Origin of the sequence: Aequorivita nionensis, from assembly GCF_046352995.1 — a bacterium.
GTDB lineage: Bacteria > Bacteroidota > Bacteroidia > Flavobacteriales > Flavobacteriaceae > Aequorivita > Aequorivita nionensis.
Map to the genome: position 1 here is coordinate 660424 of NZ_CP130281.1, position 23750 is coordinate 684173.

General features: G+C 37.7%; 21 protein-coding genes. 10 read left to right on the forward strand and 11 right to left on the reverse strand.

What is annotated here, in order from left to right; all coding sequences use genetic code 11:
* The first annotated feature begins 61 nt into the window (after positions 1–61).
* Positions 62–1582 (forward strand): GH3 auxin-responsive promoter family protein, encoded by a 1521-nt coding sequence (locus tag Q2U82_RS03035; RefSeq protein WP_410006254.1) that lies wholly within the window; start codon positions 62–64, stop codon positions 1580–1582.
* A gap of 436 nt (positions 1583–2018) precedes the next feature.
* Here Q2U82_RS03035 and clpX read toward each other — a convergent pair whose 3' ends face one another.
* From clpX to Q2U82_RS03075, 8 genes are all read right to left on the reverse strand, one after another.
* Complete coding sequence (clpX, locus tag Q2U82_RS03040; protein ID WP_068761559.1) at positions 2019–3251, reverse strand: ATP-dependent Clp protease ATP-binding subunit ClpX; 1233 nt, start codon at positions 3249–3251, stop codon at positions 2019–2021.
* A 26-nt stretch (positions 3252–3277) separates the two neighbouring features.
* Positions 3278–3952, reverse strand: coding sequence for an ATP-dependent Clp endopeptidase proteolytic subunit ClpP (gene clpP, locus Q2U82_RS03045; RefSeq protein WP_410006255.1), 675 nt, complete (start codon positions 3950–3952; stop codon positions 3278–3280).
* Between the two features lie 111 nt (positions 3953–4063).
* Positions 4064–5383, reverse strand: a complete 1320-nt coding sequence (gene tig / locus Q2U82_RS03050) for a trigger factor (protein ID WP_410006256.1) — start codon at positions 5381–5383, stop codon at positions 4064–4066.
* 82 nt (positions 5384–5465) lie between these two features.
* Positions 5466–5810, reverse strand: a complete 345-nt coding sequence (locus Q2U82_RS03055; protein WP_410006257.1) for a phage holin family protein — start codon at positions 5808–5810, stop codon at positions 5466–5468.
* Between the two features lie 100 nt (positions 5811–5910).
* Positions 5911–7443: a G-D-S-L family lipolytic protein gene (locus tag Q2U82_RS03060; protein ID WP_410006258.1), complete on the reverse strand. Its 1533-nt coding sequence runs from the start codon at positions 7441–7443 to the stop codon at positions 5911–5913.
* 18 nt (positions 7444–7461) lie between these two features.
* Positions 7462–8712: an OmpP1/FadL family transporter gene (locus tag Q2U82_RS03065; protein ID WP_410006259.1), complete on the reverse strand. Its 1251-nt coding sequence runs from the start codon at positions 8710–8712 to the stop codon at positions 7462–7464.
* 174 nt (positions 8713–8886) lie between these two features.
* The gene (locus tag Q2U82_RS03070; protein WP_410006260.1) at positions 8887–9657 is read right to left on the reverse strand and encodes an alpha/beta fold hydrolase; all 771 of its coding nucleotides are present in this window, start codon (positions 9655–9657) and stop codon (positions 8887–8889) included.
* Entirely contained in the window at positions 9657–10370 is a 714-nt protein-coding gene (locus Q2U82_RS03075; RefSeq protein ID WP_410006261.1) for a pyridoxine 5'-phosphate synthase, read from the reverse strand. Before Q2U82_RS03075 ends, Q2U82_RS03070 begins: the two co-directional genes overlap by 1 nt.
* An 88-nt stretch (positions 10371–10458) precedes the next feature.
* Here Q2U82_RS03075 and Q2U82_RS03080 point away from each other — a divergent pair, with 88 nt between their 5' ends.
* The 8 genes from Q2U82_RS03080 to murI all read left to right on the forward strand — a co-directional run bounded on the left by Q2U82_RS03080 (position 10459) and on the right by murI (position 18510).
* On the forward strand, positions 10459–11115 hold the full coding sequence (locus tag Q2U82_RS03080; protein WP_068761566.1) for a CBS domain-containing protein: 657 nt from the start codon (positions 10459–10461) through the stop codon (positions 11113–11115).
* Between the two features lie 3 nt (positions 11116–11118).
* Positions 11119–12003 carry an NAD kinase gene (locus Q2U82_RS03085; RefSeq protein WP_068761567.1) on the forward strand — a complete coding sequence of 295 codons (885 nt, stop codon included), beginning with the start codon at positions 11119–11121 and terminating at the stop codon, positions 12001–12003.
* A gap of 99 nt (positions 12004–12102) precedes the next feature.
* Positions 12103–12795 (forward strand): DUF6089 family protein, encoded by a 693-nt coding sequence (locus tag Q2U82_RS03090; protein ID WP_410006262.1) that lies wholly within the window; start codon positions 12103–12105, stop codon positions 12793–12795.
* 7 nt (positions 12796–12802) lie between these two features.
* A complete protein-coding gene (locus Q2U82_RS03095; protein WP_410006263.1) occupies positions 12803–13546 on the forward strand; it encodes an isoprenyl transferase in 744 nt (247 codons plus the stop codon).
* Positions 13527–16127: an outer membrane protein assembly factor gene (locus tag Q2U82_RS03100; protein WP_410006264.1), complete on the forward strand. Its 2601-nt coding sequence runs from the start codon at positions 13527–13529 to the stop codon at positions 16125–16127. The genes Q2U82_RS03095 and Q2U82_RS03100 overlap by 20 nt, the downstream gene beginning before the upstream one ends.
* 39 nt (positions 16128–16166) lie before the next feature.
* Entirely contained in the window at positions 16167–17048 is an 882-nt protein-coding gene (locus Q2U82_RS03105; RefSeq protein ID WP_410006265.1) for an OmpH family outer membrane protein, read from the forward strand.
* A 67-nt stretch (positions 17049–17115) separates the two neighbouring features.
* The gene (locus Q2U82_RS03110) at positions 17116–17625 is read left to right on the forward strand and encodes an OmpH family outer membrane protein (protein ID WP_290255300.1); all 510 of its coding nucleotides are present in this window, start codon (positions 17116–17118) and stop codon (positions 17623–17625) included.
* Positions 17626–17718: 93 nt separating this feature from the next.
* A complete protein-coding gene (murI, locus tag Q2U82_RS03115) occupies positions 17719–18510 on the forward strand; it encodes a glutamate racemase (protein WP_410006266.1) in 792 nt (263 codons plus the stop codon).
* Here murI and Q2U82_RS03120 read toward each other — a convergent pair whose 3' ends face one another.
* From Q2U82_RS03120 to Q2U82_RS03130, 3 genes are all read right to left on the reverse strand, one after another.
* Positions 18511–19023, reverse strand: coding sequence for a gamma carbonic anhydrase family protein (locus Q2U82_RS03120; RefSeq protein WP_410006267.1), 513 nt, complete (start codon positions 19021–19023; stop codon positions 18511–18513).
* Positions 19024–19389: 366 nt separating this feature from the next.
* Entirely contained in the window at positions 19390–20121 is a 732-nt protein-coding gene (locus Q2U82_RS03125) for a LytR/AlgR family response regulator transcription factor (RefSeq protein WP_410006268.1), read from the reverse strand.
* Positions 20121–22316 carry a histidine kinase gene (locus tag Q2U82_RS03130; RefSeq protein ID WP_410006269.1) on the reverse strand — a complete coding sequence of 732 codons (2196 nt, stop codon included), beginning with the start codon at positions 22314–22316 and terminating at the stop codon, positions 20121–20123. Before Q2U82_RS03130 ends, Q2U82_RS03125 begins: the two co-directional genes overlap by 1 nt.
* Before the next feature lie 212 nt (positions 22317–22528).
* Between Q2U82_RS03130 and Q2U82_RS03135 the strand changes: the two genes are divergently transcribed.
* Positions 22529–23683 (forward strand): vWA domain-containing protein, encoded by a 1155-nt coding sequence (locus tag Q2U82_RS03135; protein WP_410006270.1) that lies wholly within the window; start codon positions 22529–22531, stop codon positions 23681–23683.
* The last annotated feature ends 67 nt before the right edge of the window (positions 23684–23750 follow it).

Consider the following 23750-nt stretch of genomic DNA (forward strand, 5'->3'; position numbering starts at 1 on the left):
AAAAAGAGGAAATCGTAATTATAAAATCGTTATTTTTATAGCATAAAGATAGCAGAAAAATATGCCAATCCCCATTGTAAATTCCATTGCTTCTTGGTTTTTAAAGAAACGGTTTCACCAAATAGACCTTTTTCTGAAGTACCCTATTGAGGTTCAGGAAGAACTACTTTTCAATTTACTCCAAAAAGCGAAAAATACCGAGATTGGACGGGAATATGATTTTTCTTCAATTAGAACTTATCGCGATTTTGCGGAACGAATTCCTATAACAACATACGAAGAAAACGAGCCGAGAATAGAACGTGCACGCAGAGGAGAATCAAATATTTTTTGGCCAACACCTATAAAATGGTTTGCAAAATCTAGCGGCACCACCAATGCAAAAAGCAAGTTTATACCCGTTACCAACGATTCTTTGGAAGATTGCCATTACGCAGCAAGTAAGGATTTACTTTGCATGTATCTTAACAACAACCCAGATGCACAATTATTTCTTGGGAAGAGTTTACGGCTTGGCGGAAGCAAACAATTGTACGAGGAAAACGGGACTGTCTTTGGTGATCTTTCAGCAATTTTGATTGATAATATGCCTTTTTGGGCAGAATTTAGCAGTACACCCAGTAATGAAATTTCTTTATTGGGCGATTGGGAAGTAAAAATGCAGGCCATTGTAAACGAAACCATCAAAGAAAATGTAACGAGTCTTGCTGGCGTACCTTCATGGATGTTGGTTTTAATGAACAACGTAATGGAAACTACTGGAAAAGGCAACCTTTTTGAGGTTTGGCCAAATCTGGAGGTATATTTTCACGGAGGCGTAAACTTTGACCCATACATTGACCAGTACAATAAATTATTGCCTAAAAGTGATTTCAGATATTATGAAATCTACAATGCTTCGGAGGGTTTTTTCGCTATTCAAGACCGCAATGAAAACAAGGAATTATTGCTAATGCTTGATTATGGTATTTTTTATGAATTTATCCCGATGGATAGCTACGGTACTCCTGAAGAAAGTATAATTCCGCTTAGCGAGGTTGAAGAAGGAAAAAACTATGCGGTGGTAATTACCACGAATGCTGGGCTTTGGCGCTATAAAATAGGCGATACGGTTCGCTTTACTTCAATCAATCCATACAGAATAAAAGTTACTGGACGCACAAAACACCATATAAACGTTTTTGGTGAAGAGTTGATTATTGAAAATGCCGAAACCGCACTCCGCAAGGTTTCACAACTTACCAATGCAGAAATTGTAGATTATACAGCCGCGCCTATTTTTATGAACGGAAAGGAAAAAGGTGCGCACGAATGGATTATAGAATTTAAATCACCTCCCAAAGATTTAAATTCATTTACCCAACTTTTGGATTCAGCTTTGCAGGAAGTGAATAGCGATTATGAGGCAAAACGTTTCAATAATACCACTTTAAATGCTCCAAAAATCCATCACGCCCGAGAGCGACTTTTCTATGATTGGCTAAAAGAAAATGACAAACTTGGGGGGCAACATAAAGTGCCGCGACTTTCCAATACCCGAGATTATTTGGAGGAACTTTTACGTTTAAACAGTAATTTTTAGATTTGTTTTTAAAAATAAGGACGCTTGTAACGTGTTGTAAATCGGGCATTTCAAACACTTTATCGACTGCTTTTTTCAAAAACTGTATTTCAACGAGTTTACTGGTAAGTTCAACTAAAACTTTTGTGGGCGCTTTTCTTCCGAAGTACTTTTGACCTATAAAATCATTAGTATTTCAAAATGAAACAGGTTTTTTTTATAGTATGCTTTTTAGGTTTCACAGTTTTGTTTTCTTCTTGCGCAACCACGCAAACGGTAAATAAAAAAGAAACTGAGGTAGCTGGTTATAATTTGAAAAGTAAAAAAGAACAAATGCAGAATAAAATTCTTTACAGCAAGAACAAAACTTTGCTCGCAACACCATAAATTTGAATTTATCCATATAAAAAAACCCCGATTTTATCGGGGTTTTTGCTTTTTATAAATGTTTTAGTTTTTATGAAACTGCTTTCAACTTTTTAAGGGTTGATTTGTTCAATTTTTCTTCAGCATATTCCTTCGTAACGTGAACAGTTTTTTCATCAGTGCCTGGCATTTCATACATTGCATCGGTCAAAACTGCTTCGCAAAGCGAACGTAAACCACGGGCGCCAAGCTTGTAGTCAATTGCTTGTCCTACGATGAAATCTAAGGCTTCTTCAGTAATCACAAAGTCAATTCCGTCCATTTCAAACAATTTTTTGTATTGTTTAATGATGGCGTTTTTCGGCTCAGTAAGAATTGCGCGAAGCGTTTCCTTGTCCAAAGGATTCATATAAGTTAGCACTGGAAGACGACCAATTATTTCAGGAATCAATCCGAAGTCTTTTAAATCCTTTGGAATAATATACCGAAGCATATTGTCCTTCTCCATTTGGTTTTCCTTTACCGAAGCTGTAAAACCAACAGCTTGCATATTCAAACGTTTTGAAATATGGCGTTCAATACCATCAAAAGCACCACCGGCGATGAAAAGAATATTTTCGGTATTTACCTCAATGAATTTTTGATCGGGATGTTTTCTGCCTCCTTTTGGCGGAACGTTTACGGTTGTTCCTTCCAAAAGTTTCAATAAAGCTTGCTGAACTCCTTCACCACTAACATCGCGAGTGATTGAAGGATTGTCGCTTTTTCGGGCTATTTTATCAATCTCGTCAATAAAAACAATTCCGTTTTCGGCTTTTTCGAGGTTGTAATCTGCGGCTTGCAACAAACGCGTTAAAATACTTTCAACGTCTTCGCCCACGTAACCTGCTTCGGTTAAAACAGTAGCGTCCACAATTGCCAAGGGAACGTTCAACATTCTCGCAATGGTTTTTGCGATCAATGTTTTTCCGGTTCCGGTTTGTCCAACGATAATAATGTTACTTTTCTGTATTTCAATATCGTCATCGCTTTTTGGCTGCAGCAAACGTTTGTAATGGTTGTAAACGGCTACGGACATCACTTTTTTTGTGAATTCTTGCCCAATTACATATTCGTCCAAAAATGCTTTTATAAGCTTCGGTTTCTTCAGCATTAAGTCTTTGGACAATTCCGTATTGCCGGAATGCAAAGCCTCCTCTACCACAATTCCATGAGCCTGCTCAATGCAACGGTCGCAAATGTGGGCGTCCAAACCGGCAATAAGCAAGTTGGTTTCCGACTTTTTACGGCCGCAAAAGGAACATTCTAAATCTTCTTTCGACATATTATTTTTTTTCAAAAACTCTTTATTTAATTTCGAGTCAAAATTTCATCAATCATTCCGTATTCCAAAGCTTTGTCGGCTTTCATCCAGTAATCACGATCACTATCATCATAAACCTTTTCATAGGTTTGGCCAGAGTGTTTCGCTATAATTTTATAAAGCTCTTCTTTAAGTGTAATTATTTCGCGCGCAGTAATTTCAATATCACTCGCCTGCCCTTGCGCGCCGCCCAATGGTTGGTGGATCATCACTCTTGAATGCGTCAAACCACTTCGTTTTCCTTTTTCACCAGCGCATAAAAGTACGGCTGCCATGGAAGCTGCCATTCCTGTGCAAATAGTCGCAACATCTGGCTTAATGAATTGCATGGTATCATAAATTCCCAAGCCTGCGTAAACGCTTCCGCCAGGAGAGTTTATGTAAATTTGAATATCGCGTGCGGCATCAGTACTTGCCAAAAAAAGCAATTGTGCCTGTACAATATTTGCTACTTGATCATTGATTCCGGTACCAAGAAAAATGATTCGGTCCATCATCAAGCGTGAAAAAACGTCCATCGCCACTGCGTTCATTTGACGTTCTTCAATAATATTTGGGGTCAAGTTTGTTGGATACATACTGCTTATGATCTGGTCATAATACATATTGTTGATTCCTTGATCTTTTATAGCAAAATTTCTAAATTCTTTACTGTAGTTCATAAATGTGTGTTCGTATTATAAAGTTTACTTTCCTGAACAGGAAAAGGTTTAAATCAAAAAGGCGTTAAATTAAATAATTCAACGCCTAAAGATAACTATTTCTTCGCTGAATTATGCGTAGGCTTCTTTAATGAATTTATCGTAAGTAACCTCTTTAGTCTTCAATTTTGCGTTTTCCTTAAAGAAGTTTAGCAATTTTGTTGTGTTCAATTGCTCGCTCAATCGTTCTATTTCTTCTTTGTTTGAAAGAATTCTGGCAGCAATGGATTCCAATTCCTCATCAGTTGGATTGGTTTGTCCAAACTGCGCCATTTGTGCTTTTATCATATTTTTTGAATAGTCCTTCAACTCTTCAAAAGTAACATGCAACTTGTTCTCCGCGCGAAGTTTCCCTTCAATCAATTGGTAGCGAAGTCCTTTTTCGCTTCTTTCGTATTCGGCTTTTGCATCTTCTTCGGAAAGTCTCTTTTCGCCACTCATTGCGATCCATCTTTGTAAAAACTCCTTTGGAAGATCGAATTTTGTGTTTTCAATCAATGATTCAACCACATCGTTCAACAATTTTTGGTCGCTTTGCTGTGCAAATTGTCCTTCTGCGTCCTCTTTTATTTTTTCTTTCAATTCTTTTTCTGAAGTAACCTTCGCCTCACCAAACAATTTGTCAAACAACTCTTGGTTCAATTCGGCCATTTCACGTTTGTTCACTTCTTCAATTTTGAAGGAAACCTCAATATCCAGACCGTGCGCATCGTCGTGGGCAACGCCTAAATATTTTTGGTTGTCGTGATCATCGGCGAACATTCCTTTTGTTTTCAAAATAACTGTATCGCCAACTTTTGCGCCGATTAGGCTTTCCAATTGTTTTTTACCTGCAATTTCATCTGTGGAAAGGGTAGTTTTCTTTTCGATTTCTTTTTCAGTTGAAGTAAAAGTTCCGGTAATTTCATCGCCTTTTTCAACTTCTTTTTTGGAAATCAATTTTCCGTATTGCTTGCGGATAGTCTTTACTTGATTGTTCAACATTTCATCGTCCGCAACAATTTTATATTGCAGCACTTCCTTTCCTTTTACGTCAACGTTGAATTCTGGAGCAAGCCCCAATTCAAATTCAAACGAATAATCATCGGCATCCCAATTTATTTCAGATTCGTTCTTCGGAAGCGGATTCCCAAGAATGTCCAATTTTTCTTCGGTAAGAAATTTGTGAAGTGCTTCTTGCAAAACCTTGTTAACTTCTTCAACCAAAACGGCTTTTCCGTATTGTTTTTTAACCATTCCCATTGGGATATGACCTTTTCTGAAGCCTGGAATATTTGCTGTTTTTCTGTAATTATTCAGCACTTTTTCAACGTTGCCTGAATAGTCTTCCTTTGAAACCTCAACTGTAAGGACAGCATTCAGTTTATCAATGTCTTTTTTTGTAATGTTCATTTTTTCTCTTCTGAATTTCGGGATGCAAAAGTACGGTTTTTTGCAAAACCCAACAAACATTTACAAACTGTTATTCAGCCAATTATTTATCTTCCGGTAAAAGTGAAAATAGTATGGACTGAAAAAGGGAAAGCAATAGACTAAAAAGTAACGCCCACCATATTGAAACCACTTCAAAACCACCCACAAAGAAATCTGCCATTAAGATAATAATCGCATTGATTATAAGTAGGAAAAGGCCAAAAGTAACAATGGTTATCGGCAGGGTTAAAATGACCAATATTGGCTTAACAAGCAATCGCAACAAAGCAATGACAATTGCAACTATAACTGCGGAGCCATAACCTTCAACAGCCACACCGGGAAGGATTTTTGCTAAAACAACAACAGCTACGGCTGTAAGAAGTAATTTAATTATTAGTTTCATATGGGAAGTATTAAAAAATTTAGATAAGCTTTAAGTAAATATAATAAAAAAACCGCCCTCAGAAATGAGAGCGGCTCTTTCCAAATTTAATCTCTAAAAATTAATTGTTTGCAAGCGTAACGGTTGCATAGTTGCCGATGTGTACCATTGGAATGGTTGCATCATAAGTTTCGTTGATTGCTTTGATTATAAGATTTGCTGTGTAAGCATATCCTCTTGGCGTTGGGTGAACACCGTCCAAAGAGAATGCACCACCAGTTACAAATTGTGACGTAAGCACGCCACCATCATAAGCAACACCGCCATTTGCAACTCTAGCTAATGCTGTTTTTGCATCAACATATGCTAAACCTTTTGCGCCAGCAAGTGCCTGGATAGTTGCATTATATGCCATACTAGCTGCTGTAATGCGCGTTTGCTCAGAAACAGCTAACACATATTGATCGCTAAGCGGTATTGACACACCAATAACACCTTGTGGGTTGCTTGGATCTGGCGTTGTTCCCAAAACAGAAGAAGCAGTCAAAACAATAAGATCATCAGATTTTACCTGACGAAGTTGCCCTAATAGAGTTGCTAATGGCGCTGGCAAACTAAATGGCGGGCCTTGAAGAATTGCAGTGACATCTGTTAAATCATCATCAGTCATAATAGGGAAATTTTGACCTGCAGAAAAATTAATCATTCGCAAAGCAGCTTCTTCAGGAGTTATAACACCAACCCCTACTAATCCTGGTAATATTTGTGTATTGTAAGCGCTGAACTGAGCATTTAATGCACCAGCAGTAGCCGCATCCAAAGGAATTGCATTTCTTGGAACTGTTGTGAAATATGGAATTGAAGTTACTTCAGGAATATTCACCAAAACACCCTTTGCACCGCTTCCTGTTAAAGCATCAACTTGTTGGCTATAAACAGATGCAAAAACGTTTGGATCCGTAATATCATTTGGCCCATAAGTTGACGGATCAAAATTTCCAGTTTGGTCAACACCTGCTCCGCCTGAAGTGGCATAGCTCAAGATATCATTGTTACCAATCCAAAGACTGAAAAAAGTTGGGTTTTGAGCCACTGCATCACCTAAAACAGTTGCAGATTCACTACTTGCAAAACGTGCAAAATAAGGGTTGGCAGCGCCAGTTGGCACCCCAGCCACATTCCCATAACCTGGAGCAACTAAATGAAAACTCTTTGCTCCCGGAACACCCATGTTGTTATATGTACTAGGTAAATGATTGGTAATATCTGTAGTTGGATTTCCGACCAAACGAACTGGGCCAGGGTTTCCATCGGCATCTACAGCCAATACAAATCTATTCTCTGTAATTTGAGTTCCACCTAATAATAAACCACCAATGTTATCATTCATCAAAGGTTGGTAAAATTCTCCCCCGCCCGCAAAGGCAAATTGTTGCGCCATAATGTTTGGGTAGCTGTTTTTTTGACCAGTAATGTACAAAGCACCATCAGCATATCCTGCAGTTAAAGAGTTACCAACAGAAACGTATTTTGAAAGATTTGCCGTTCCACTAGTATAAAATCCGTCATCGGTTACAGGGCTGTCAAATTCGGGTTCGCAGCTTACAAAGCCAATAGCCAAAAGCGCGAATGTATATTTAAGTATATTTTTCATCTTTAAGATTTTTTTCGATTATAATTTATAAGTAAGCCCCAATCCTGGAACGAAAGCATTGGTTTTGTAGGTTCCCTTAAAAGGAACTGCTACCCCATTCTCAAAGTAATAGTCATAGGACGCATCCACTTCCTTAAAGTGTGAATACAGGAAGGACGCATCTATCTGAAGGTGCTCTCCAATATTCACGGTAAGACCTGCAGTAAAGTTGTTGCTGTCGTTCCGCGGTGTTTCAGGTGCGAAATAGCCCTCACGAACGGGAGATTCGTCAAAATAATAACCGGCTCTTAAGGTAAACATCTTGGTAGCGTCATACTGCATTCCGAAGCGATAGATGGAAGCATTCTTGTAATTACGTGCGTTTTTTGAATCTGGAATTACGGGGTTTGCAAAATCGATATCCAAGGAATTGTACACATCCCAATAAGTTCTGTTGAAATCAAAAGCAAAGGTCCAGCTTTCACAAAACTCATAGGACATTCCCACGGTCATTTCAGCAGGCATGGGCAATGAGGCGTCAAAAGTAGTATCAGCAAAAGGCGTCAACGGTGAATTTGGAATATTTGAAAAGTCGGCGTCGCCATCTTCTGCTTCCAAAATAATTTCTGAACGGTAGGTAGCACCAATGTGAAGATTTTCGGTTGGATTGAACATTGCACTAGCCACCCATCCCCAATTGCTAACCCCAGACGCATCTATGGTAACATTAGCACGGTTTCCTTCAAGATCGGTAAGCGTTCGGTTTAGGTTTCTGTTAAAGTTTACAGAACCAGTTACATAAATAGGACCACCACCAAAACTCAACTTATCGTTAATTTTAAAGGAAACAGTTGGTTGGAAGTAAATTGCCTGTATATCAATATTGTTCACCAAATGCGAACCAGCCCAGTCGTCTTCGTATTCAACGGAACTTCCGTAAGGTGTGTAGACACCAAGGCCAAAAGCCAACCAATCTGTGGCTTTGTATGATGCATAAAAATAGAATGGCGTGCCCATTGGGCTATCAGTCTGGGCATTAGCTCCAGTTTCTGAATCTTGGTAGGCAATGTTTGAAAACACTCCATGCATACCTGCAGTGACGTTGAATTTATCTTCTAAATAGACCAATCCAGCTGGATTAAAAAACACAAGTTCGCTACTGTTTATAACAGCGACCCCCGTGTGGCCCATAGCCAAGGACTTATTTCCTTGCAAACTTACACGGTAGCCGCCCGCATAAGTAACCGCGCTTGCGAGTGCAAAAACGGCAAGTAGTATTACTTTCTTCATAATTGTTATTTCTTTAGAGTTAATTCTGAGGATTAAAAAAAGTTAGGAATTATGTTTTCTAAATTTCTTATGCGTGCATAAGAAATCTTCTTACAATATTATAAAAAATTCATAACAATTTAGTCTCTTTTTATTTTATTTTTAAAGGCTGATGGTGATTACAACCAAAAACATTTAACGTAATTCTAGAAATTTAAAGCAGGCTTCATAAAATTCATCGGGATTTTCTGCGTGCAACCAATGTCCCGCGTTTGAAATGGTTTTGATTCTAGCTTTTGGGAAATGTTTCTTAATCAAAAGTTCGTCCATTGGCTCAATATACCCACTTTTTTCACCACCTAAAAAAAGTGTGTCGCCATCATAAACTGTATTCTCAGAAAGAGCCACTCCTACTTCCTCTATTTTTTTTGAAAGAACGGGAAGATTTATACGAAGCCCCAATTCGGTTTTGCTTTTTCTGTAAAGGTTTTTGAGCAGAAAAAGTTTTGTGCCTTCGTCTTTTATATATTCCGAAAGAACATCCTCTGCTTCTCCACGGGATTTTATTTTTGAGAAATCCAGTTTTGAAAGTGCTTTCAAAATATCTTGATGGTGCGGCGGGTATGCTTTAGGGCCAATATCGGCAACAATCAATTTCGAAACCATTCCAGGATGTGTTACTGCAAACTGCATCGCAACCTTGCCGCCCATAGAATGGCCGAGCAGTATTATTTCGTTTAAATCGTGTTCTTGGCAATACTTTTTTAAATCTTCCGCCATTATTTCATAGGAAAATTCATCGCTGTGGAAGCTTCGGCCATGGTTGCGCTGATCTAAAAGATGAACTTCGTAGTCATCTTCAGCCCAACGATTGCCAAGTGTTTTCCAGTTATCGCTCATTCCGAGGAAGCCGTGGAGGATTACGAAGGGTTTGCCGGAGCCGAGTATTTGGGAGTGTAAAGTCATTAGCTAAGCTTTTTTAAATATTCTGAAATCACTTTCTCCAACCCATCATAAAGCGCCTCACAAATAAGCGCATGCCCAATGCTCACTTCCAAAAGGTTCGGGATGTTTTCCTTGAAAAACTTAATGTTATCCAAAGAAAGATCGTGGCCTGCGTTGATGCCCAAGCCAAGTTTGTTCGCAAGAACCGCACAATCTGTATATGGTTTTATGGCTGCTTTATTTCCCAAGGAATATTGCTTTGCAAATTCTTCGGTGTAAAGTTCTATTCTGTCGGTTCCGGTTTCAGCGGCGCCTTCAATCATTTTTAAGGTTGGATCTACAAATATGGAAGTGCGGATTCCGTTTCGTTTAAATTCAGAAATTATTTCCTTTAAATAAGCTGCGTGCTTCACAGTATCCCAACCTGCGTTGGAAGTAATTGCATCAACAGCATCGGGAACGAGGGTAACTTGGGTGGGTTTTATTTCCAAAACCATCTTTGTGAAATTATCCATCGGGTTTCCCTCAATGTTGTATTCGGTGGAAACGATGGATTTTAAATCGTACGCATCTTGATACCGAATGTGGCGTTCATCGGGTCTAGGGTGGATGGTGATTCCTTGTGCGCCAAATTTTTCAATATCTGTTGCAACCCGCAACAAATCAGGCACGTTGCCGCCTCGCGCGTTGCGCAACGTGGCAATTTTGTTTATGTTTACGCTTAATTTTGTCATTTCTTTGTGTTAGAATTAACAAAAATACAAACCTTACAGCGCTTACTGAACCTTTATTTTAAGTAATTTGCATTAAAAATAGATTGCAATGGAAACCTTGAATTACATCATCAACGATATTGAACCCTTTGACATTTCGGCGAAGATAAAAGATGTGCAAACCGTTTTCAATCAGCTTACCTATTCCCATGTACCCGTTGAAAAGGACGGTCATTATATAGGTTGTGTTTCAGAAAACGATGCGTATTGTTTCGACAACAAAAAATTGCTTAGTGATTTTCAATATGCTTTGGAGCCTTTCCACGTTTTGGAAGATACCAATTGGCTGGATATTTTGGAAGCTTTCGCCTTAAACAACAGCAACATAATGCCTGTTTTGGGTGTGGACAACAAATATTTAGGATATTATGAATTGGGCGACATCATGAGTCTTTTCAACAACACCCCATTTTTAAATGAAACGGGCGGAATTATAGTTGTTGAAAAGGGAATCCAGGATTATTCTTTCAGTGAAGTATGCCAAATTGTGGAATCTAACGGAACCCGAATATTTGGTGTCTTTATTTCAAAAATTGAAAATGACACGGTTCAGGTTACATTAAAAGTGGGTCACACCGCACTTAACAGCATTGTGCAGACTTTTAGAAGATATAATTATAACGTTATTAGCCATCATGAAGAAGATAAATTTTTGGAGGATTTAAAAGAGCGTTCCGAATATTTGGATAAATACCTTAATATATAATTGATGAAAATAGGTATCTACGGCCAGTTTTATCACGAAAATTCTGAAATCTATATTCAGATGTTGCTCGATGCACTTCAGAAGAGAGAGGCAGAAGTACTTATAGAAGCAAATTTTTTGGGCATCATCAACCAAAATCAGGAAATCACGAAAAATTTCTCGGGATTCTCCACTTTTACTGAATTAGATTCCAGCTTCGATCTTTTTTTCAGCATTGGTGGCGATGGAACAATTTTGAAAGCCGTAACATTTGTAAGGGATCTAGGCATTCCTATTGTGGGAATAAACACAGGAAGACTTGGTTTTTTGGCCACAATCCAAAAAGAGGAAATGACGGAAAGCCTAAACCAAATTTTGGAAGGCGAATATTCCATTTCTGAAAGGAGCTTACTTACAGTGGAAACTTTTCCGGAGAGCGACGAAATAAAGCCGCTAAATTTTGCCTTAAACGAAGTAGCCGTAAACCGACGGAACACAACTTCCATGATTAAAGTGGAAACGCTAGTAAACGACAAATACCTCACCTCTTATTGGTCAGACGGGCTTATTGTTGCAACTCCTACTGGCTCTACAGGTTATTCATTGAGCTGCGGCGGACCGGTAATAGACCCGGAGGCTAATAATATTGTACTCACACCTATTGCACCGCATAATCTTAACGCAAGACCTTTGGTAATACCAGATTCCTGCACCATCGCTTTAAAAGTTTCGGGAAGGGAAAGTAGCTTTTTAGTTTCTATGGACTCGCGAATAGCTACACTGGAAAACGAAACAAGTATTATTATAAAAAAAGCGCCTTTCACTATCAAATTACTTCAACTTCACGATGACAGCTTTATAAAAACCCTTCGGAAAAAACTTTTGTGGGGCGAGGACAAGCGGAACTAAACAATAAAATCCATCAAAATTTGTTAATCAACAGAGACAAATTGGCTTCAAACAATGTCAAGCCAAGTTTATTGTTATATTTGCAAACTTTTAAAGTATATGAAGTATTTCACTACTGTATTTTTAATACTCTCGACCGTGTTTTTTGCACATTCCCAAACCTACGAAATAGGCGGAATCATTGGTGGTGCCAACTACATAGGTGATGTTGGAAGCACCACCTACATTAATCCAAATAGTTTTGCCGTGGGCGGAATTTTTAAATGGAATCGGAGCGTAAGACATGCATTTAGGGGTTCGGTAATGGTGGCAAAATTAAAAGGAGACGACTCCAAAAGTTCAAATAATCGCAGAAAGGAACGCGGTTATTCTTTTGAAAATACTGTAAAAGAATTATCAATTGGTTTAGAATACACCTTTTGGGACTTTGATGTTCATGCTCAAAAATCAATTTCTACTCCATACCTATATACCGGCCTCACAGGGTTTAGCTACACAGCATTACGCAAAAAAGCTTCAGGTCAAATTGTTGAATATGACAATGCTTTGAGTGTTGCAATACCAATGGTTATTGGCTACAAAGCAACCATTAGTCAGAATGCAATGCTCGGTTTTGAAATTGGCGCACGCTATACATTTACTGACGATCTGGACGGAAGCAACCCCGTAAAAGGATTAGCAAGCGATGAAGGGCTAAAATTCGGCAATACAAATAGCGATGACTGGTACGTATTTACTGGAATAACCGTTACTTTTGCCTTTGGAAGAAAGCCTTGTTATTGCAATTTTTAAAAATAAAATGGATCAAAAAGACCAAATAGACTTAAACAAACTCCCGCAACACCTTGCCATAATTATGGACGGCAATGGGCGTTGGGCAAAGCAGAAAGGTCTTTTTCGGTCTATGGGTCACGAAAACGGCACAAAAGCAGTTCGTGAGATTGTTGAAGGAAGCGCAGAAATTGGAATTCCATTTTTAACACTTTATGCTTTTTCTACCGAAAACTGGAATCGTCCAAAACTGGAGGTACAACTATTGATGAAACTTTTGGTTTCTTCCCTCAAAAAAGAAATAAAAACGCTCCAGGACAACAATATAAGGCTCAATGCTATTGGAAATCTAGATGCACTTCCAAAAAAAGCCCACAATGAACTACTTGATGTTATTGATAAAACAAAGAACAACAAGCGAATGACCCTAACACTTGCCCTAAGTTATGGTTCTAGGGAAGAAATTACAAAAACAATAAAAGAGATTAGTCTTAAAGTTAAAAATAACCTAATTTCGCCGCATGATATTGATGAAACGGTAATAAATAATCATCTTTACACGCAAAATTTACCAGATGTAGATTTATTGATCCGCACCAGTGGCGAGCAGCGCATCAGCAATTTTCTGCTTTGGCAAATAGCATATGCCGAACTGTATTTTACTGAAACACTTTGGCCGGATTATACTAAAAACCATCTTTTTGAAGCAATTTTAAATTATCAAAACAGAGAAAGAAGATTTGGAAAAACCAGTGAACAACTTAATCAATAGTTCCCTATTGCATACATACAGAAAATCTTATTGTATTTTATTATTTACAATACTTTCCGTTTTTACACTACAGGCACAGCAAAAAGAACTTGACAGCGGTAAAAAATATACCATAAACAATATAACTGTTTCTGGAGCACAAAGCTTTAACGAGCTCACCGTGATTGCTTTTACAGGACTTAAAAAAGGCGACCGTCTTTACATTCCCGGTGAAAAACTGAGTCAAGTGACCAAGAAACTTTGGGAACAAGGCCTTTTTAGCGATATTGCTTTTTATGTTACAAACATTGAAGGCGATAATGTGGATTTGGAACTATACATTGTAGAATTGCCAAAACTTAATGAAGTAGTAATAAACGGCAAAGGTATTCGCAAGGCGAAGAAAAAGGAAATCATTAAAGACAATGATCTAAAGGCTGGAACTAAAATAACGAAAAACCTTATTAACACTACAAAAAACTACATTTCAAACAAATACAAAAAAGAAGGATATTACAATACTGCTGTAACTATCAGCACCCCTTCTTTCAAAGATTCAACAGGTGTAGAAGTCTCAAAAAACATGATTATTTCTATAGACAGAGGTAAACGTGTTAAAGTAAAGGAGATTAACTTTGAAGGGAATGAGCATTTTACCGATGGTAAACTGCGACGTTCCATGAAAAAGACAAAACGTAAAAACTTTGCTCGTGTATGGAAACGTTCAAAATTCACTGAAGAGGGTTTTGAGGAAGACAGAGAATCACTTCTTAAAAAATACAAAGCAAACGGTTACCGTGACGCCCGTATAGTAAGCGACACTCTAAGGGTTCTGGACAAAAAGAACATTGCCCTAGACATAAAACTTGAGGAGGGCGAAAAGTATTATTTTGGTGAAATTAAGTTCATCGGAAACAGTGTATTTACAGACAGTCAACTACGTCAAATTTTAGGAATAAAAAAAGGTGATGTTTATAATGGCGTTTTACTGCAGGAGCGTATTCAAGATGATTCGGCGCCAGACGCAGAAGACATGACAAACCTCTACCAAAACAACGGATACCTTGCCGCGCGAATAAATCCTGTAGAAGTTGCAGTTCGCAATGACACCATTGATTTTGAAATCAGGATCATGGAGCGCAGCCTGTTCTACTTTGACCACGTTACTGTAATAGGAAACGATCGCACCAACGACCACGTTATTTATAGAGAATTAAGAACACGTCCAGGCCAGAAATACAGCAAACGTGATGTTATAAGAACCATACGTGAATTAGGTCAATTGGGCTTCTTTGATCCAGAACAACTTACGCCAAACTTTAAAAAGGTAGATGAAAACAACGGCCTTGTTGACTTGGAATATTCCGTTGTTGAAAAAGGATCCAGCCAGATTGAACTTCAAGGAGGTTATGGTGGTGGCGGCTTTGTGGGAACACTGGGGCTTTCTTTTAACAACTTTTCACTTCGCAATCTTTTCAACTTTAAAGCATACAAGCCTTTACCTATGGGTGACGGGCAAAAACTTTCACTTAGAGCACAAGCAAGTGGTTACTATCAAACCTATAGTCTATCATTAACCGAACCTTGGTTGGGCGGAAAAAAACCTGTACAATTATCCACATCTTTTTCACACACAATACAAAATTTTTACGATTACAATAATAGACAAGCAGACAGATCCAGAAGTTTTACCATAACTGGGGGATCCGTAGGTTTGGCAAAAAAGGTTAAGTGGCCAGATGATTATTTTGTATGGTCCAACGCCATAAGTTTCCAACATTACAACCTGAACAATTACAACACAGGGTTATTTACCTTTGGGGATGGTTACTCTAACAACTTGGCATATACCGTTGGTATAAGCCGAAACAATACCGCTACTAACCCTATTTATCCAACACAAGGTTCTGACTTTAGTATTACCGCTAAATTAACCCTGCCTTATTCGTCATTTAACAACATAGATTACAAAGCATTATCCCAAGAAAGAGATCAACTTGAACTTGTTTCTAGAGATAGTCCTGATTTTGTAAATGCTTCACAACGGATTTCTGAAATTGACCAAGAGCGTTTTAAATGGCTAGAATATTATAAAATCAAATTCAAAGGAACCTGGTACACCCGTCTTTATGAAAAATTAGTACTCCGCACCAATACTGAATTTGGGTTCTTGGGAGCTTATAATCAAGACCGCGGTGTTCCACCATTTGAAAGATTCTTTGTGGGAGGTGATGGTCTTGGAGCCTATAGTTTGGACGGCCGCGAGGTAATTCAATTAAGGGGTTACCCAAACCAATCTTTATCTAATGTTGACGGAAATACGATTTATGATAAATTTTCGTTAGAGGTAAGATATCCTGTTACTCTTGCACAGATGGCATCCATCTATGTGCTTGGTTTTGCGGAAGGTGGAGCATCCTTTGATGGATTCAAGGATTACAATCCTTTTGAACTAAAACGTTCCGCTGGCGCAGGATTACGTATATTTATGCCAGCATTTGGATTATTGGGTATTGATTTTGGATATGGATTTGACCCTGTTTTGGGCGGAACAGAGCCAAATGGATGGCAAACCCACTTTATCATTGGACAACAATTTTAAAAATTGGCACGATATTTTCTTAAACAACAACCAAATAATATGAAGACAAAAAAAATACTCTTTTTTACCCTTGCCCTTTTTTGCTTCACCTTCATGGCAGAAGCACAAAGAGGCGTTAGAATAGGATATATTGATATGGAATATATCTTGGAAAGTGTTCCTGAATACAAAGAAGCTTCCATACAATTAGAAGGGAAAGTGCAGCGCTGGAAACAGGATATTGAGAAAAAACAAAAGGAAATTGATCAAATGAAATTGAACCTAGCCAATGAAAGGGTTCTTTTAACAAAAGAACTGATCGATGAACGCGAAGAGGAAATAAAAATCAAGGAAGACGAAATGTTAAAATATCAGCAGGACCGTTTTGGCCCCAATGGTGATTTAATGATACAGCGCAGACAATTGGTTCAGCCCATCCAAGATCAGGTTTTTAATATTGTTCAAGAAATTGCAGAAAACAAAAAGTATGATTTCATCTTTGACAAATCTGCAGATGTTGTAATGCTTTTTGCAGCAAAAAGAAATGATATCAGTGATTTAGTATTACGAAGCATTGAGCGTGCCGGTAGAAGAGTTCAGGCTGCTGATAAAAAAGAAAAGCGCGAAATAGAACAACGCGAAAAACTTTCACTTGAAGAAGAAGGAGCTGTTACCGAAAGAGAAAAAGCTATTCAAGAAAAACAAGAGGAACGTGAAAAAATAGTTGAGGCCAAAAAAACCGAACGTGAAGAAATGATGGCCCAGCGTCAAAAGGAGCGTGACTCGATAAGAGCCGTTAAGAAAGCAGAGTTTGAAGCGCGCAGACAACGTTTAATTATGGAAAGAGAACAAAGAAAAGATTCCATTATGAACTCCCGTCAAAACAAAAATAATCCTCCAAGTGGTGGAGATGAAGGCGACGGTGGTGAAAATGGCCAGTAAACACATATAAAATTTTTATAATCAATACTATCAAATAAAATAACACTTAAAATTAAATACACTTACAATGAAAAAAATGAAAACGTTATTAGTTGCAATTGCACTTTTCGTGGGAGCTACAAGTTTTGTCAATGCTCAATCAAAAATTGCACATATCAATGCACAAGAGCTAATTGAAGCAATGCCAGAATACAAAGCAGCGCAGAGCCAGTTGGAAAAAGTTCAAAAAACGTACGACACAGAGATTAAGGCAATGGCCAAGGAACTAGAGACCAAAATGAAGCAGTATGATGCTGAGGCCACTACCAAAACTGACGAAGAAAACCAAAAAAGATTCCAAGAAGTTCAGGGAATGCAAGATAATATTCAAGCATACAGACAACAAGCACTTCAGGATCTTGACAAGAAAAGAACAGATATATTTAAGCCAATCCTTGAAAAAGCGCAATCTACAATTCAAAAAGTAGCTAAAGCCCAAGGCTACCAATATGTATTGGACTCAACTGTAGGTAGCGGTGTTATTCTTGCAGATGGTAAAGACCTAATGGCAGATGTTAAAAAAGATTTAGGAATGTAATTCTTTTTTTAAAACTGTAAAATTTAAAACTGCCCGTTATTTACGGGCAGTTTTTTTATACCAAAATTTGAAGTAATTGGCTACTTTTACGATATGGCTAAAAACAATCCCATAGGCGTTTTTGATTCGGGAGTTGGTGGTTCCTCCATTTGGCAGGAAATCCATAAACTGCTTCCTCTTGAGAATATAATCTATCTTGCCGACAGCAAGAATGCTCCTTATGGAAATAAATCTTCAGAAGAGATTACCACGCTCAGCATTAAGAATGTTGAAAAATTACTCGAACTAGGTTGTAAAATAATAGTTGTGGCCTGCAACACAGCTACTACAAATGCCATTTCCACACTTCGGGAAAAATATGATATTCCAATTATTGGCATAGAGCCCGCAATAAAACCTGCCGCACTACAAACTTCTTCAAAAAGTATCGGCATTTTGGCCACTAAAGGAACGTTGAGCAGTGCTCTTTTCAGCAAAACCACTAGAGAGTTTACAAAAGACATACATGTTGTTGAAATTATTGGCGAAGGACTTGTTCCACTCATTGAGGTTGGAAATCTTGATGGCCCAGAAATGATTTCGCTCTTAAAAAAACATACCAAACCGATGATTGACGCTAATGTTGATTATGTGGTTTTGGGCTGTAGCCACTATCCGTATATTATTCCGCAGTTGAAAAAAATTCTTCCCGAGAACGTGAAAATTATCGATTCCGGCGAGGCGGTTGCAAGGCAAACTAAAACAGTTTTGCAAAGCTTGAATTTGCTTCGCGAAGAAAATACAAAGCCGAAACTTCAGTTTTATACAAATGCTGAAACGGATACTTTAAAATTTCTACTGAAAGAGTATTCAGAAAAGATTTCAGTTGAGAAAATAGATTTTTGATTATTCCTTAAACCACGAAGAATACATAACATAATTATTTGCAATCCTTTCTATTTCACCTTTTGTAAGCTCAGGGCTTATGTCTTTTATCTTTTTGGCAGGAATGCCTGCATAAATGCTTCCACTTTCCACTCTCGTGTTTTTTGAAACCACAGCGCCAGCAGCTATAATGGTATTACTTTCCACAACACAATCGTCCATAACAATACTTCCCATACCTATCAAAACATTATCGTGGATTGTACAACCGTGAACTATGGCATTGTGTCCAATGGAAACATTATTCCCAATAGTTGTGGGCGAAGTTTTATAAGTTGCGTGAATTACGGCGCCGTCCTGCACATTCACTTTATTGCCCATTTTGATGAAATGCACATCGCCACGAATTACGGCATTGAACCAAACGCTACATTCGTTTCCCATCTCTACATCACCAACAATAGTGGCATTTTCAGCAATAAAACAATCTTTTGGAATTTGTGGGTGTTTTCCGCTAATAGGTTTAATTATCATTGTATATTATATTTAATATTTGGGTAAATTAAGGATATAAAATTACAGTTTAATTTGAAAATAATACACCTTTAAAAACGAAGTGACAGACCCATCCTTTAATGTTATTGTATTGTATAGATAAGCTAATGACAATACTATTGCAATACATATTTAATAGGGAGTAACTAGCGAGCAACTAGGAAGTATGGTCGGCTTAGAGTCGGCATAGAATCGGCTTACGGTCGGCTTACAATCGGCATAGAGTCGGCTTAGGGAAATGGCATTTATTTATCGGAAGAAAATATATGGTTTTAATAACCTCAATATCCATAGCGCTAATATACAACCATATAAGTGCGTTTCGACAGCTTCGGAAAAATTTTTTTAAACGAAGTAAGCGAGTAGTCCCTGTTTTCGCGATGGGCTTACCATTATTTCCTTTCCGCTGGAAAGCACCACGCTCCCACCCTTTCCTTTTTTGTATTCGGTAATTTCGTTCACATTAACCAAATAGGATTTATGGACACGCGCAAATCCATTTTCCGACAATGAGTCTTCAAAATATTTTAGGGTTTTACTTACCAAACGCTTCCCAACTTTTAAATGAATCTGCGTGTAATTATCATCGGCTTGGCAATACAATATATCTTCCATTTGAAGCACTTCAAACCCATTTTGCAGCGGAATTGTAATCTTGCCGGCAACCTGTGTTTGTAGCGGCTTTAAAATTGAATTCTGAAGGTTGTTTTCCTTCGCTTTTATTTCTGAAACATAATCAACTGCTTCAATTAATTTATCGATTGAAATTGGCTTCAGCAAATAATAGGAAGCATGTGCATTTAAAGCATCAATTGCATAATGATTGTATGCTGTTACAAAAACGGTTTCAAATTGACGGTCGCCCACTTTATCGAGCAAATCAAAAGCATTTCCATAAGGCATTTCCACATCGAGGAAAACCACATCCAAGTCATTGTTTCTAATTAAAACCAAAGCTTCATCTACGTTTGCAGCTTCGCCTTTCAAGACAATATTCGGGCAATATTTTGCCAAATAATTCCTCAGAATTTCGCGGCTGGTTTCTTCGTCTTCAACGATTATTGCATTTAGTTTCATCAGTCTTTCTTTAAAATAAGTTCAACTTTGGTTCCTTCGTTATTTTCAAAAACGTTTTCCACTTTCACATCCACTTTGTCCTTATACATTTGGTTCAAAATAGCAATCCGTTTTTGGGTGTTTCCCATCCCTTTTGATTTTTGTTTCTTTTGGTTTTCGGTTTTGAATTCGTGCGATTTTGAACGGCCAATTCCATCATCGACAATGGAAATTTTTATGGTATCAGCATCTATTTGCACGAAATTAATTTCCAACAACCCTTTTTCTTCCTTGTACCGAAGTCCGTGCCAAACGGCGTTTTCCACATACGGCTGAAGCAACATTGGCGGGATTACAAACTCGTTTAATTTTATATTTTCGTCAACCGTGATTTTATAATCAAATTTATCCTTAAACCTAAAATGTTCCAATTTCACATAAAGTTCCAGCAATTCAATTTCCTTTTCCAACGGAATAAAATCCTCTTCGCTGTTTTCCAAAACGGAGCGCATCAGCAGTGAAAAATCAGTCAAATATTTATTTGCCGTGCGTTCGTCATTTACTGCAATAAAGCTATTCACGGAATTCAGTGCATTAAAAATAAAATGCGGATTCATTTGCGACCGAAGCGATTTCAGCGCCAAAATATTATTGGCAAATTTCTGCTGCTTCACGTTTTTATACTGTGTATAAGCTGCAAAAACCAGTAATAAAACAATAACGACCAATGAAATGATAACCCACTTTTGAATTCGGTTGTTTGTTTCAATCAATTCTTGGTTTTCAAAGGCAAGCCTGTATCGGCTTTCATTAAGTTTACGGTCGTTTTCCAGACTGGCAATTCGGTTTTGTTTTTGTGTGATTTCTTTGCTTAGACGCGCCGCTTGGCTTATTTCCTGCTCTTTTTTTATGTAAAGTTCGTCCACCACTTCCACATAACGCTGATAGCTTTCTGTGGCTTTGTCAAATTCGCCTATGTCTCTATAAATTTCTGAAAGTTTTCTGACGGCATCTTTTTGAACAATCAAATCTTCCTTTTTATCAGCTTCAGCAATACTTTTTTCGAGATAAGGAATCGCTTGTTTGTATTTTTCCTGCGCCACAAAGGCATTTGCAATTTTATAGTTTTGACGCTGTGGAGTTAGAGCTTCATCATCAACCGTAGCAGCTTTTCCCATTGTACTCAATTCTTCAAGTGTCTCTTCACGGAGCTGGATTTCTTTTTCATATTCGCGGTTTTGATTGTAAAAATCGGCTACTTTGTTTTTTTCGGTAACTGCACGCTGTTTATTTTCTTTTTTGGCAAGTTTCAACGAATTGTCAAAATATTCTTCGGCTTCATTCAAAGCACCACTCTGGGCATAAGCTTCACCAATCTTGGAATTTAGGTTTGTAACCTTTGGAGTAATTTTATTCTCCTTAGCAACATCCAATGCTTTTTGATAATTGAAAACGCTTTTCACACCATCGCCAATTGCTTTATAGGTATCGCCCAAACCTTCATAAACTTCCACTTTTTGATATGCCGAAAGGTTATCCTTCAGTAATTTTTGAAATGCTGAAATACTTTCCTGATAGTTTTTGTTCTGCGCAAAAGCTTTTGCCAACTTAATTGAAACATCCGTACTTGCACTGTTTTGAATACTTTGTTTATAGTTGTCAACAGCAAGGTCTGGCAAAGTCCAAAACAAGTTGATGTCGCCCAAAGTTTCAAAGGCCAAACTATTCTCTTTATTTGAAATGGTTTTACCGCGCTTTGGCTCAAGCGCCTTAGTAACATATTCTATACTTTTTTGTGCGTCCTTTTTCAGAAAGAATTTCGCAGAGTCCAAATAAACATTGAAACCCACTTCCCCTTTTTCCTGGGAACTTTTGGAGACAATTGGCGCGGCGGCCGTTTTGGCTTTTTCGACCCGTACGGTTATAAAGTCGTTTTTTTTAATGGAATGATAAACCGTTACGAAGTCATCGCTTTTTATAACAAGTTCGTCACCTATTTTGGCTGATATAACAAATCTGCCTTGCCCATTTGTGGTTGTATACTGCCCGCCCAAAATCTCAACATTTACCTTAGCAATGGGCATATTAGTTTCACTATCTACCACTTCGCCCTTCAGCATAAATGATTTATTCTCTGAAGACCGTTTTACTTGCGAAAAACTTTCTATCGAAGAAAAAAGGGTGACTATAAAAAAAAGAAAAACAAGTTTTTTCATTTCGTCTTTAAAACGGTAAACATACGCACTTTGCAGCAATGCTTAAAATTACGTTTTTCTGAAATAGCTTCTGCAAAGGTGAAAAAAGAATACTTCACTCAACCAAAGATACTTTTCACTAATTCAAAGAAATCACTTCCTCAAAATAGGTTTTTTTCGCAAAAAGTTCGCCTTAGGTTTATACAGTTGAAAATTCATTTAAAAAGAAAAATATGAAAAAATTACAATTCATTTTAATTTTAGCAGTCTTCACGCTAACAATTTCTTGCAAAGCTGAAACTAAGAAAACCGATAAGGAATTATTGGCAAAATTGGAAACCCAAAACCCAAAGAAAGACCACTACATAAAAGTGGCTCTACTTTTAGACACAAGCAACAGTATGGACGGATTGATAGATCAAGCTAAGGCCCAACTTTGGGAAATTGTAAACGAACTTAGTTATGCAAAATGCAGGAATGACAGACCGAAACTTCAAATTGCTTTATACGAATACGGGAATGATAATTTGAGTTCGCGTGACAATTACATCCGAAAAATTTTAAGCTTTACTGAAGATTTGGACGATGTATCGAAAGAACTTTTTTCACTCACAACAAACGGAGGAAGCGAATACTGCGGGGCGGTAATTCAGGAATCATTAAATAAACTTGATTGGGGAAACGAAAATGATGATTTAAAAATGGTTTTTATTGCGGGTAATGAACCTTTCAACCAAGGCAAAATTAATTATAAAGATGTTGCAATGGCCGCAAAAGAAGACGGTATTGTAGTAAATACTATTTTCTGTGGCGATTACAAACACGGAATTGATAGTTACTGGAAAGATGGCGCCCAACTTACTTATGGCGATTATATGGCCATCAATCAAAACCAGCAAACTGTTTATGTTCCCTCTCCTTATGATGATGTAATTATTCAACTAAACATAAAATTGAACAACACCTATGTGCCTTATGGAACGCGTGGAGAAATGAAACAAACCATGCAACAGGAGCAGGACGCAAATGCCGAGGAATACAGCAAGGCAAACGCCGTGAGCCGAACGGTTTCAAAAGGAAGCCATCTTTACACCAACAGTACTTGGGATTTGGTAGATGCTGAAAAAGAAGCAGATTTCAGCTATGACAAATTGAAAAAAGACGAACTGCCACAGGAACTGAAGGGAAAAACAACTTCGGAAATAAAAAAATATCTTGAAACGAAGCGAAATGAAAGAGAAGCAATTCAAAATGAAATAATGGAATTGAATGAACAACGCAGAAAATACATTGCAGAAAACACGAAAGAAACTAATAATGGTTTAGAAAACGCAATGGTTCAAGCTATAAAAAAGCAAGCTGAAAAAAAGAATTATACTTGGGAATAAAACTTTTTAAAGAATAAAAAATGCCTGACGCTTTTAATCTATCAGGCATTTTCTTATAAAACAAAAA

Bases quoted from the DNA above. Each gene is read 5' to 3' on its own strand.
- Q2U82_RS03055 (WP_410006257.1), bottom strand. From the start codon at position 5,810: ATGAAACTAATAATTAAATTACTTCTTACAGCCGTAGCTGTTGTTGTT.
- tig (WP_410006256.1), bottom strand. From the start codon at position 5,383: ATGAACATTACAAAAAAAGACATTGATAAACTGAATGCTGTCCTTACA.
- Q2U82_RS03110 (WP_290255300.1), top strand. From the start codon at position 17,116: ATGAAAAAAATGAAAACGTTATTAGTTGCAATTGCACTTTTCGTGGGA.
- Q2U82_RS03070 (WP_410006260.1), bottom strand. From the start codon at position 9,657: ATGACTTTACACTCCCAAATACTCGGCTCCGGCAAACCCTTCGTAATC.
- Q2U82_RS03105 (WP_410006265.1), top strand. From the start codon at position 16,167: ATGAAGACAAAAAAAATACTCTTTTTTACCCTTGCCCTTTTTTGCTTC.
- Q2U82_RS03080 (WP_068761566.1), top strand. From the start codon at position 10,459: ATGGAAACCTTGAATTACATCATCAACGATATTGAACCCTTTGACATT.
- clpP (WP_410006255.1), bottom strand. From the start codon at position 3,952: ATGAACTACAGTAAAGAATTTAGAAATTTTGCTATAAAAGATCAAGGA.
- Q2U82_RS03075 (WP_410006261.1), bottom strand. From the start codon at position 10,370: ATGACAAAATTAAGCGTAAACATAAACAAAATTGCCACGTTGCGCAAC.
- Q2U82_RS03065 (WP_410006259.1), bottom strand. From the start codon at position 8,712: ATGAAGAAAGTAATACTACTTGCCGTTTTTGCACTCGCAAGCGCGGTT.
- Q2U82_RS03095 (WP_410006263.1), top strand. From the start codon at position 12,803: ATGGATCAAAAAGACCAAATAGACTTAAACAAACTCCCGCAACACCTT.
- Q2U82_RS03090 (WP_410006262.1), top strand. From the start codon at position 12,103: ATGAAGTATTTCACTACTGTATTTTTAATACTCTCGACCGTGTTTTTT.
- Q2U82_RS03125 (WP_410006268.1), bottom strand. From the start codon at position 20,121: ATGAAACTAAATGCAATAATCGTTGAAGACGAAGAAACCAGCCGCGAA.
- Q2U82_RS03085 (WP_068761567.1), top strand. From the start codon at position 11,119: ATGAAAATAGGTATCTACGGCCAGTTTTATCACGAAAATTCTGAAATC.
- murI (WP_410006266.1), top strand. From the start codon at position 17,719: ATGGCTAAAAACAATCCCATAGGCGTTTTTGATTCGGGAGTTGGTGGT.
- Q2U82_RS03130 (WP_410006269.1), bottom strand. From the start codon at position 22,316: ATGAAAAAACTTGTTTTTCTTTTTTTTATAGTCACCCTTTTTTCTTCG.
- Q2U82_RS03060 (WP_410006258.1), bottom strand. From the start codon at position 7,443: ATGAAAAATATACTTAAATATACATTCGCGCTTTTGGCTATTGGCTTT.
- clpX (WP_068761559.1), bottom strand. From the start codon at position 3,251: ATGTCGAAAGAAGATTTAGAATGTTCCTTTTGCGGCCGTAAAAAGTCG.
- Q2U82_RS03120 (WP_410006267.1), bottom strand. From the start codon at position 19,023: ATGATAATTAAACCTATTAGCGGAAAACACCCACAAATTCCAAAAGAT.
- Q2U82_RS03135 (WP_410006270.1), top strand. From the start codon at position 22,529: ATGAAAAAATTACAATTCATTTTAATTTTAGCAGTCTTCACGCTAACA.
- Q2U82_RS03035 (WP_410006254.1), top strand. From the start codon at position 62: ATGCCAATCCCCATTGTAAATTCCATTGCTTCTTGGTTTTTAAAGAAA.